An 11,266-nucleotide genomic window follows, 5' to 3' on the forward strand; every position below is an offset into this window, starting at 1 on the left:
TTAGAAATTAAAACCTACTTTAGCGCCAAAAGAACGGGTGTAAGGCAATCCCCAGCTGGCTACTCCCGGAGAGAAACTACCGTTGGAGATCGTCATTGCTGTTTCCGGATCGTAACCTTGTTCTGCAGCAGTCCAGGTAAACAGGTTGCGTGCAATCAGTGATACGCTCAGATTTCCCAGTGGCAGCTTACCAAGTGTTTTCTTTGAAAAGGTATAGGTAAGAGATGCTTCCCGGAGCTTTACATAGCTGGCATCGAAAGTAGACCGGCCATTGAAACTCCAGTAGTATTCACCATAGTAGTTTTCCGGATCGGTAACCTTATCATTGAGTTTGTATTTACCATTTCCGTCATCTACATAACCGAAAAGGATCATGCCATCTGTACGGTTGTTACCATCATCATCTTTCCAGGCCAGGCCACCACTCTTCGGATCACGACCCGGAACCGTGGTTTGTGTACGGCCATCGCTCAACAGGTTCTTTGCCACATAAGAGAAGAAATTGCCTCCCTGGCGCCAGTCGATCAGCACATTCAGTGTAAATCCTTTGTAGGTAAAGGTGTTGTTGATACCCAACATAAAGTCCGGGTTATAGTTACCTATCTTTACATAATCATTTAACTGCTGGTAACCACCTTCATCACTCAATAAAGGCTGTCCTTTAAATTCCCCATCCGGTACAGTAGCCCAGGTTTGCGCATACATATCTCCCATTTCAGCGCCTTCTTTTACGAGGAAGCGGATCCCTTCAGCACTGCCTAACTGGTAATTGCTCACGCCATCTATCAGCTTCAGCACTTTATTACGGTTACGGGTATAGTTTAATTGCAGATCCCAGCGGAAAGGCCCTGCTAGCGGTGTTGCGTTCAGCCCGATCTCAATACCTCTGTTCCTGATCTTACCGGCATTGGTCACCATGTTGGAATAACCGGTGGCCATTGTTACCGGTATCTTGATGATCTGGTTGCGGTTCACCGTGTTATAGTAGGTAAAGTCAATGCCGAGTCTTCCTTTCAGGAAACGAACATCAGCCCCAAATTCATGCGAGGTGGCAATCAGTGGTTTCAGCCGGTTATTTTTCAGCACATTATTGATGTTTGCCAGTTTCGTTTTATCCCAGTCCTGACCGAAGCTGAAGGTGTTGTACAAATTATAGGGATCGGTATCGCCGCCCACCTGCGCCCAGTTGGCACGGATCTTTGCAAAAGACAACACATCCGATTTAATACCCAGCATATCTGATACAATGAGGCTCAGTGAAGCCGAAGGGTAGAAATAGGAATTGTTGCCGGCGGGCAGGGTGCTGGACCAGTCGTTACGCGCTGTCAGATCCAGGAATGCATAATTGCGGAAGCTCACCTGTCCCATACCATATACGCTGTTGATCCGTTTGGTATACCTGCTGGAAGTATTCGATACCGAACCGGCTTTAGCATTAGCAATATTGTATAACCCTGGTATCACCAGCGCTTCTGCTTTCTGACTGGAACCTTTGCCGGTTTGGTTCATACGGTTGGCGCCTGCGGAAACAGATACAAAGAAATCGGAGTTGATATTCTTTTTATAACTCAACAGGAAGTCGGTATTCTGTTCCCTGAAAAATTCTGTTTCAAAAGCATACGCACCGGTTGGACTCTTTATTGCACTGAAAGGACGTTTACTTTCACGGGTTTCAGAGTAGAGGTCCATACCGGTACGGCCCATCAGCGACAGGTCTTTCGTGATCTGGATATTCAGTTCCACGTTACCTGTCATACGATCACGGTCAAACCCGTTGATGAATTCATATGCCACCAGGTAAGGGTTATCAGTAGATCCGGGCACATGTGAAAACTGCTGCAGTCCTTCTTTACCGGGCAGCCAGTAGTTGCGCAGCTGCCTGATGTCTACGTTCGGCGTAGTGGTATATACGATGTTACTCACGCTTCCCCGGTTAAAAGTAGGCCGGTTGCCGCTGCTGTTTTTCGTATAGCCGATATTGGTGCTCACCTTAATATTGGGATTCAGATTATATCCCGCTGCGAGGTTGAGCGTATTTCTTTTCAGGTCGGTATTTGGAATGATGCCTTCATTTTTCAGGTTGGTAAACGACAGGCGGAAGTTACCATCCTTGTTATTGCCGGTGATGGCAATGTTATTGGTGAAGGTAGATCCGGTACGGAAAAAATCTTTATGCCGGTCGGGGTAAGATACCCAGTCGGTCGGGATGGGTTGTCCGTTCGCATCCTTAGGGCTGTTCCACTGTACATGTTTGGTACCGATGTCCAGTCGCGGTCCCCAGGAAGCATCAGAAATCGTTTCATCAGAACCTTCGCGGTCGCCGGAACCAAATTCATTCTGGAATTTCGGAAACAGCCAGGGCTGGTCAAACATCGCGCTGGAGTTAACGGAAACGCCTAATCCTTTGGTAGTACCTGAGCCGGATTTGGTGGTGATGAGGATCACGCCGTTGATAGCGCGGGAGCCATATAAAGCGGAAGCGCTGGCGCCTTTCAGTACAGAGATGCTGGCGATATCATCCGGGTTGATATCCGAGATGGTGCTGCCATAATCCACTACTACCTGTCCTACGGGTTGTTTCGGGTTACGTACGGCCGGTGCAATGGGAATACCATCCACTACATACAAAGGCTGGTTATAGCCTTCCATGCTGCTTTGGCCACGGATGGTTACCAATGAAGTACCGCCCGGATCAGAGCTGGTGCTCCTTACGTTTACGCCGGTTACTTTACCGGCTAAGGCGTTGGCAATGTTCACTTCTTTTACGGTGCTTACCTGGTCGCCTTTCAGCGTGGCAATAGAGTAGCCGAGTGCTTTCTCCTGGCGCTTAATACCGAGGGCGGTAACTACCACGTCGTCCAAACTACGTACGGTAGCCACTAACTGCACCTGCAGGTTACCGTTGCCGGCCACTGCTTCTTTTGATTGGTAGCCAACGGAGCGGAATACGAGAACTGCATTGCTGCCGGCTACTTTAATGGTAAACTGTCCGTCTACGTTGGTAGCCGTACCATTCGAGGTGCCCTTTTCATGTACGCTTACACCGGGAAGGGCTACACCGCTTTCATCGGTGACGGTGCCTTTTACGGTTACTTCCTGTGCTTTGGTGGTGATGGCTTCTCCGCCGGAAGAGCGGATTGCATAATCATGATCACTTAATTTTACTACCTGCAAACCCAGTGGTGTAAGCATTTTCGTTAGCTGGGCTTCCAGGTTGCTGTCGGTAACACGGAGTTGTTTTCCTGCTACAAATTTATCCGCCATCTGCGTAGGCGAATAATTAAAGCTGATGTTAAACCTTGTTTCGAGGTTGCTCAGCATTTGCCGGAGTGGGATGGTTCCTGCTTCCCCCGGAGTATCTCCGCTTCTAACCATTAATTGCTGTGCGCTGGTTTCGGTGGTCAGCAGCAGCAACAACAACAGCATTGCTCTCCAGGGAGAATAAAGCTTCGTAAAGCTCTTTTGCATAACTGTAAATTTTAAAAACCTTATTCAAAAATGATAACTGAATTGTTTTGTTTCATTTTCAGCTGATGTACGGTGGTCATAGCTTTCAACAACATCGAAGGATCATCAGCAGGGCCTGAACCGGTGAATAACAGCCCTTCCACTTTCTTATTTCTGAACTGAATCTTATAACCGTATATATCTTCCAGTTGCTGTGCAACGCTTATCAACGGCGTATCCCTGAACAGGAGCCGGTGTTGTTTCCAGGCGGTAAGCTGCACGGGGTCTGCCTGTATCCGGTGATGTGCTCCTGGTGTAAAAGACATCATATCGCCGGGTTTCATATCCAGGCTATCGTTCACTACAATCTTTCCTTCTTCCAGTAATACCTTCACCTGGTCATGACGGTGATATACATTAAAGGCAGTTCCTTTTACTTCAATGGTTACCTGCGGCATCAGTACCCGGAATTTGGGATGCAATCCGGCGGGTGATTTGGAAACATTAAAATAGGCTTCGCCGTTCAGCGTTACCGCTCTTACATTTTCCTTTGTCCATTTGCGGGGATAAGAAACAGATGAATTGGCGTTCAGCTGTACAATAGAACCATCTGGCAATTGCAGTGTTTTGGTTTCCCCGAAGCCGGTTTGAACAAAAATGTTTTCAATGGGAGGTTCGCTTTGTTGTGTATACCGTATACCGGCAAACAGTAATACAGCTGCCGCAGCAGCCAGGGCATAGTACCAGCGCCTGCGGGCAGTTTCGTTATTTTTTTTAATAACGGGTTCGTCCAGCAACCGATCTATCTGATCTTTCACGGCGTCCATTTCTGCTATGCTTACTTCGTTGGTACGGAACCGTAGTGCCAGCACCAATGCGCGGGCATCCTGCAGTACCGCCTCCTTTTCGGGGTGAGCCGTTATCCAGCCTTCCCAGAAAGCAGTCGCTGTTTCTTCCAGCACCCACGCACGGAATAAGTCATCCGCAGCAAAATCTGCCGCGTCGAATTCACTATAGTTCATAAAAAAGTACCTTGTACAATAAGAAGAGTCACGAATCGAGAAAATACCCTCACGGAAACGCATATTTTTTTTGCATACGCGGATTTTGTCTTTCCCAGGATTACGCTGATTATACTGATTAGCTTGATTTTTACTTTTTGGATGTTATAAGGATTTTAAAGGATTTTGGGAGATATAGGCGAAAATATCCGCTTGTATCTCCCAAAATCCTTTAAAAATCCAAATGATCCAATCCCTAAATCAGTATAATCAGCGTAATCCTGGGAAAGACAAAATCCGCGTTGTTCAACGGAGCATCAGGGCCGATTCGTCCTGTGCCAGCAGCTCTTTTAATTCGGCTATCGCCCGGTATATCAGGGTCCGGGCATATTTTACTTCTTTCAACACCATAATATCGGCAATCTCCTCGTAGGAAAGCCCTTCATAGAAACGCAGGTATACGGCTTCTTTCTGGCGGAGGGTAAGGGCATCCAGTTTTTGTTGCAGCAACCGGGTGGTGTTTTCAGTACGCTGCCGGTTGATGAGGATACTTTCCGGGGAAAGTTCCAGGGAGAAATTGGAGGCAGCGCCTTCGTCGAGGCTTGCAGGGCCCTGCGCCGACTTCTCAAGATACCTGAACAGCTTTCTCCTGGCAGCTACCATCAGGTAGCTTTTGAGACTGACAGGAAGTGAAAGGCCGGCCCTTTGCACAAACAACTGCGAGAAGAAGTCCTGTAACATATCCTTTACCAATGCGCGGTCTGTTGTAAACCGGATACAGTACCGGAACAGCAACGGAAAGTAGCGCCGGTATATTTCCCCGAAGGCGTCCCGGTCTCCGTTACAGAGCCGGCCCCACAGGAACTGTTCATCTTGCTGAGGATTGTATGGACTGCTTGACATCTGTTGTGTGAATTAGCATAAGGATCTTTCTCTAAACTACACATTGGCCGGTTGCCGTCATAACTTCCTGTCAGAAATAACATCGATTTAATGTGAGGGCAAAGGCGCCGACACCACTTCCCGGATCTGTAAACGCCCGCACCAGCCTTTAAAATCACGGTAAATCTGCTGCAAGGTTTCTTTCTGTTCCGGCGTCAGCTCCAGCGCATGGGCGCGGCTGATGGTACGTACAGGAATACCCCTCAACTGCAGAAAATATTTTGCGCTCAGCGGATAGGCTACATGGATCAGCGGGTCCACTCTTTGTAACTCCGATTGTATCCAGCGCACATCTTCCTGCTTGCTTTCATCATTTACATGATTACACAGCCATACCAGTATTTCAGGATAAAAATTTCCGGAGATAGCCGACATACCGGCTGCTCCCATTTGCATAGATGCTACCGCATTAGGCGTATGCGCATCGTAGAACTCCAGCCGGCTACCCGCTGTTACGGCCAGTTTGGCGCGCACGTTTTCTACTTTGCAGGAAGTATCCTTGTGATAAATCAGGCGGTTGGTAGCCAGTAAGGTTTGCAGAATCTCAGGTGTAATCACCCTCTTATAAGGCGCCGGGCACTCATATAAGCCTAACGGGATATCGCCGGTCAGCGAAAACAATTCCTCAAATCTTTGCAGCAGCACTGCATCCGGTTCATCTATATTGGCAAAATGACCGGTAATCATGATCACGGAATCCACACCGGTGTCATAGATCTTTTGTGTAAACAGCGCCTTGTCTTTGATGGTAAGACCAAATGACCCGGTGGCCACTACCGGCACACGGCCATTCACATAGCGCACTACGTGACGTGTAAGCTCCAGTCGCTCATCCTCGCTGATACTGTACATTTCGGACGACAGGCAGTTGGCGAAAAAACCTTTTACGCCGGCATCCAGATAAAAATCTACCAGGTGCTCCACCATGTCATGGTCAATCTGCGCTTTCAGATTAAAGGGGGTGATCATCACCGGTACAAATTTCTTTTGCATAACAAACGGGTTTAAATAAATCAGGAAGTTTTAAGGCGTTGCAGCCGCGATAGCAGCATGCCCGCCAGGAATATTGATAAAGTTCCCACCACGATAATCATATGCGCATGCAACGGGCTGCGCAAACTTACCCATCCGGCGGGCAGATACTTTGATAACGACATCCACAGGATCACTATAATACCAATGATGGTAGCGGTAACCGCTGTGGCATTTTTTGTTTTGGAGATAATACCCAGCAAAAACAATCCCAGCATGCCTCCCGCGAAAATGCCGGATAGCTCCCACCACATGTCCAGGATACTCTTCACCCCTATCATGGAAATACCAAAGCCAATAGCCAGCAAACCCGACAAGGTAGTAGCGATATACAGTACCCGCATTTCCTTTGCAGGCGTGATTTTCGGGTCAACATACCGTTGATAAATATCTTTCAGAAAAACAGTAGCTGTACTGTTCATGCCACTGCTAACGGTACTCATCGCAGCAGAAAGGATGGCGGCTACGATTAAGCCCATGAGTCCTTTTGGCACTTTGGTTACCATAAACCAGGGTAATACTTTATCGCCGTAATCAGCTGGCTGCAGCGATGCAAGCGGCACCTGTCTTTCCGCAGCCACCTGTTGTTTCAGCGGCAGCAGCAATTCCGGATGCTGTTGCGCATACGCATACAAGGCAGTGCCTATAAAAAAGAACAGCATGCTCACCGGCACATACCAATACACACAAAGCCAGATACTGCGCGACGCTTCCTTTTCTGAACGGGCCGTATGATAGCGCTGTACATAGTTCTGGTCCATCCCGAAATTATTCAGGTTAATAAAAAAGCCATACAGGAATACCACCCAGAAAGTAGACGTACTAAAATCCCGCAGGGAAAAACTGCCCAGGGAAAATTTCCCGTCTGCCATTCCTATTTTCCAGATATCTTTCACCCCATCGTTCATCCCTGTAATCACCAGCCAGAGGATCACTATGGCGCCGGCGGTTTTTACAATCCCCTGCAATACCTCTGTCCATATCACTGCTTCCATACCGCCCAACACCGTATATATGATGATGCATACGCCTGTAACGGCCATGATTGTACGCATCTCCAACCCCGTAAGCGCCTGTAGCGCCAGCGCCACACCAAAAAAGATGGAGCCCATCCGTGCCAGCTGCATCAGGATAAAACAAACCATCGCATATGTTCTGGCCCACGGACCAAACCGGTGTTCCAGGTGCGTATAGGCGCTCACTTCTCCGCTGCGCCGGTAAAACGGCACAAAATATTTTGCGGCAATAAAAGCTGCCAGCGGCATAGATAAACTGAATACAAAAGCATTCCAGTTACTGCCAAATGATTTTCCCGGCACGCCGAGAAAAGTATTACTGCTTAAAAACGTGGCATACAAAGAAAGCCCCAAAGCCCAGCCCGGTATAGTTCCGGACGCCGTAGTAAATTGTGCCGCGTTCCTGTTTTTCCGTGAAAACCATACCCCCACTCCAATCATACATAGCAGGTAAATGGCGATTACAGCCAGATCAATTATTGGCAGTTGGTGCATAACGATTCTCCGATTGGTTGATAAAACCAGTTCAATACGTGGATAAAAAAATATTAAAGTCGTTACACGAAGATTGCTAATTTTTATGGATCAAACAATGTTGAATGTTATGAAAAGAATAGCTTAAATTACTATTGCGATGAACAACCTGGCCGCCAACACACCGACCACCTGGAACTTACCGGACCATCTGAAACGCAAGCTGGAAAAGCATCCGCTTGGCAGAAACCTTTTTATTACTACCATCGGTCTCTATCCTGAAAATGCTGCCCGCGAAATCAGCGAATCAAAGGGCGCACCGGTATACACCTTATTATATGTAACACATGGAAAAGGATGGCTGGAAACCGGGAAAAAGAAAGTGGTCATCAACCCCAATCAATACCTGCTTTTCCCGAAAGGCGCCGCCTTCCGCTCCGGCCCAGCGGCCGAAGAACCGTGGCGCATCTACGCCGTACAGTTTTCCGGCAAGCTGGCAGATAACATCTACAGCTACCTCGGCACCGGCCTGAAACCACATACCATTCCGCCCCTCGTAGGGCGCAATGCACAGTTCGATGATATTCTCCATCACCTCGACCTCATGAATAATATAGAAAACCTGCTGTATGCCAATTTCCGGTTCTATAGCTTCCTGGGCACCTTCCGGCTGACGGTTTTCAATTATATGAAAAAGGGCGCCGACAATATTATTGAGCAATGTATCCAGCTCATGAAACAAAAGCTGGACCAGCACCTCACCCTGGCCGACCTTTCCAGGGAAATCGGTCTCTCTGCGTCGTACCTGTCGGCCCTCTTTAAAGAAAAAACACGCTACTCTCCCATCCAGCTGTTCACCTCCCTGCGGATGCAGAAGGCCAGCCAGCTGCTGAAAGATACCCATCTTACCGTAAAAGAAATTGCACAGGAAATGGGTTACCCCGACCAATACACGTTTTCCAGGTCGTTTAAACTGATCATGGGGGTGTCGCCAAAAAAATTCAGGGACAAAGGCTAGGTTATATTAACCAATTGTTAAGCAGTGAGGGATATGCCGTTTCAAAACGAATATATAGAAGGAACGAAACTCCTTCCATCATTTAATACCAAAACACATGCGCTTTTTTATCCCCCGTTATCTGTTTCTTATTTTGCCTGTATTTTGCCTGTTTACAGGCGCCTGTAAAAAAGATAAGCCTGCAACGCCCCAAAAATCGCCTAAGTATGAACTGGTGACGGGTACCTGGAAACAACAGGACATCGTGCTGGCCGTAGCCGTTAAACTGAATAAGCAGAACATTCCCGCAGGCACCAGCATCATTGCATTGGCTCCCCTGCTCGGACCGGGCGGCGCCCTCTTTACCTGTACCGTTAATAACACCTACCGGTTTAATGCCGACGGCTCCTTTGCCATTGAAGGCTGCACCACGCTGATCCTGCCTGTTGCAGGCAACAGCGGTACGTGGGACCTGGATGTGCATGATTCAGTGTTGAAACTTATTTCCGCCAAAGGAGAAAATGATCCGCACTGGATCGAAAATATCAGCAGCACCAACCTGGATCTGTCCCTCACGGTAACAATCCCCGGTGTAGCTACGGTACCCTTAATATTAAAATTAGAGAAATAAACGAACCGCGGAGATATCGCATGCTATTGTTGAAAATAACAATAATATAATCGGTAATTCCTTGTATCTTGTTTAGGCTGATCAGATATTTGCTGGCAATTATGGAAAGTATTGTACAGGATATTATCAATGGGAATATCGAAAGTTTTAAGATGGTATACCAACAGTACCACACAAAACTTTACTTCTACGTTCTGAAATGTACGCACTCCGTTTACATAGCGGAGGAAACTGTGCAGCTTACTTTCATACTCCTCTGGGAAAAACGTGAAAAGCTCTCAACAAACTTCAATATCTCCACACAGATTTTTCGTATAGGCAAAAGCGTGATGACGGACCTGCTCCGCAAACAACAGGTACGTAACCGCCATACGCAAACATTGGTAAAGGATACCACCACCTGGCACGTGGAAACAGATATATCTGTAAAGGAAGAACTGAAACGGGTGTACAACGGTATAGAACAACTATCTCCCATCCGGAAAAATGTCTTTAAACTCAGCCGCTTTGAAGGGCTTCCGCACAAAGAAATTGCCAGGCAGTTATCCATCTCCCCTAAAACAGTTGAAAACCACATTGTACGGGCTATCCGGCAATTAAAAAATTCCCTGCTGCTACTGCTGCTCCTCCTGATCTATTAACTAAATGTTATGCAGTGAGGGATTTACTGTTTTCAAACGAATACTTACTATGAAGCATTCAGCAACACTTATTGAAAAGTTTCTCCGGGATGAATGCAATGAAGCCGAGAAGCAATGGGTAAAAGAATACATTGCGCAGCATCCGGAGGCTTTACAACCTTACTTAACGGAAGAAAGCTGGCATGCTTTTCAGCCCTGCCAGCTATTACCGGAAGCAATTTCCGGTAAAATGATGACGGTGATCGAAGGTCGTACTTTTCAGAAGAAACAAATAAACAGGCGTTGGTACGCAGCGGCAGCAGCTGTTGTACTGATTATTTCCGGCGGACTGCTATGGACCTTATTACGTCCATCGCCCGTGAATAAAACAATGGCCGTAAAACCTAAGCAAACAAACGTTGCTCCGGCTACAGCGTTGCGTACGGTGATGAACAACACCCGCAATACAATGCCGCTGCAGTTGAGCGATGGCAGCGTTGTAGAACTGTCGCCGCAAAGCGAAGTGAAATACCAGGAACCATTTGCCGGCAACCGCAGGGATGTTTATTTAAAAGGACAGGCCCTGTTCCGCGTAACGGGTAATAAAGAGCAGCCGTTCACCGTATATGCAGGCCAGCTTGGCACCACCGCATTAGGCACCGTATTTAAAATAACGGCGTGGGATAAGAAAACTGTTACACAGGTACAGCTGATCAGCGGCAAGGTAGTGGTAAAGCAGGATCATGCACAGGTAGAGGATGTTTACCTGCTTCCCGGTCAGGCACTGCGCTACGACCGGCAAAAAATGCTCGTAACCGTGAATGCGGTCATCGACAATAAAAAAGAGAAAATACCGGCACGCATAAACGAAATGATTACTTTCAACAATGAACCGCTCACCGGCGTTTTCAGACAGATGTCTGAGAAATACCAAGTGAGCATCCAATATACAGAAAGCAGCCTTACAGGCATGAATTTCACCGGAACATTCGACAGTAGCAAAGAAACATTAAAAGAATTCCTGACGACTATTGGTACGTTAAATAATCTTACTATTAATCAGAAAGATGATGTTATCTACATAGTACAATAATCCCGGAAAATAA

9 protein-coding genes are annotated in these 11,266 nt (G+C 47.3%); 4 read left to right on the forward strand and 5 right to left on the reverse strand.

Annotation, left to right across the window (positions count from 1 at the left end):
* The 5 genes from ACMXI2_RS14715 to ACMXI2_RS14735 form a co-directional block, all read right to left on the reverse strand.
* Complete coding sequence (locus tag ACMXI2_RS14715) at positions 1–3,468, reverse strand: SusC/RagA family TonB-linked outer membrane protein (RefSeq protein WP_483782319.1); 3,468 nt, start codon at positions 3,466–3,468, stop codon at positions 1–3.
* 20 nt (positions 3,469–3,488) lie between these two features.
* Entirely contained in the window at positions 3,489–4,469 is a 981-nt protein-coding gene (locus ACMXI2_RS14720) for a FecR family protein (protein WP_483782320.1), read from the reverse strand.
* Positions 4,470–4,754: 285 nt separating this feature from the next.
* Positions 4,755–5,351: an RNA polymerase sigma factor gene (locus ACMXI2_RS14725; RefSeq protein ID WP_483782321.1), complete on the reverse strand. Its 597-nt coding sequence runs from the start codon at positions 5,349–5,351 to the stop codon at positions 4,755–4,757.
* Positions 5,352–5,438: 87 nt separating this feature from the next.
* Positions 5,439–6,383 (reverse strand): dihydrodipicolinate synthase family protein, encoded by a 945-nt coding sequence (locus ACMXI2_RS14730; protein WP_483782322.1) that lies wholly within the window; start codon positions 6,381–6,383, stop codon positions 5,439–5,441.
* Between the two features lie 20 nt (positions 6,384–6,403).
* Positions 6,404–7,933 carry a sodium:solute symporter family protein gene (locus tag ACMXI2_RS14735; RefSeq protein ID WP_483782323.1) on the reverse strand — a complete coding sequence of 510 codons (1,530 nt, stop codon included), beginning with the start codon at positions 7,931–7,933 and terminating at the stop codon, positions 6,404–6,406.
* 139 nt (positions 7,934–8,072) lie between these two features.
* Here ACMXI2_RS14735 and ACMXI2_RS14740 point away from each other — a divergent pair, with 139 nt between their 5' ends.
* The 4 genes from ACMXI2_RS14740 to ACMXI2_RS14755 all read left to right on the forward strand — a co-directional run bounded on the left by ACMXI2_RS14740 (position 8,073) and on the right by ACMXI2_RS14755 (position 11,253).
* Complete coding sequence (locus tag ACMXI2_RS14740) at positions 8,073–8,930, forward strand: AraC family transcriptional regulator (RefSeq protein ID WP_483782324.1); 858 nt, start codon at positions 8,073–8,075, stop codon at positions 8,928–8,930.
* A gap of 97 nt (positions 8,931–9,027) precedes the next feature.
* Complete coding sequence (locus ACMXI2_RS14745; RefSeq protein ID WP_483782325.1) at positions 9,028–9,540, forward strand: hypothetical protein; 513 nt, start codon at positions 9,028–9,030, stop codon at positions 9,538–9,540.
* Between the two features lie 101 nt (positions 9,541–9,641).
* Positions 9,642–10,181: an RNA polymerase sigma factor gene (locus ACMXI2_RS14750; RefSeq protein WP_483782326.1), complete on the forward strand. Its 540-nt coding sequence runs from the start codon at positions 9,642–9,644 to the stop codon at positions 10,179–10,181.
* Positions 10,182–10,230: 49 nt separating this feature from the next.
* On the forward strand, positions 10,231–11,253 hold the full coding sequence (locus ACMXI2_RS14755) for a FecR family protein (RefSeq protein ID WP_483782327.1): 1,023 nt from the start codon (positions 10,231–10,233) through the stop codon (positions 11,251–11,253).
* The last annotated feature ends 13 nt before the right edge of the window (positions 11,254–11,266 follow it).

It is taken from the genome of Chitinophaga sp. G7 BAM 1005, from assembly GCF_057126945.1.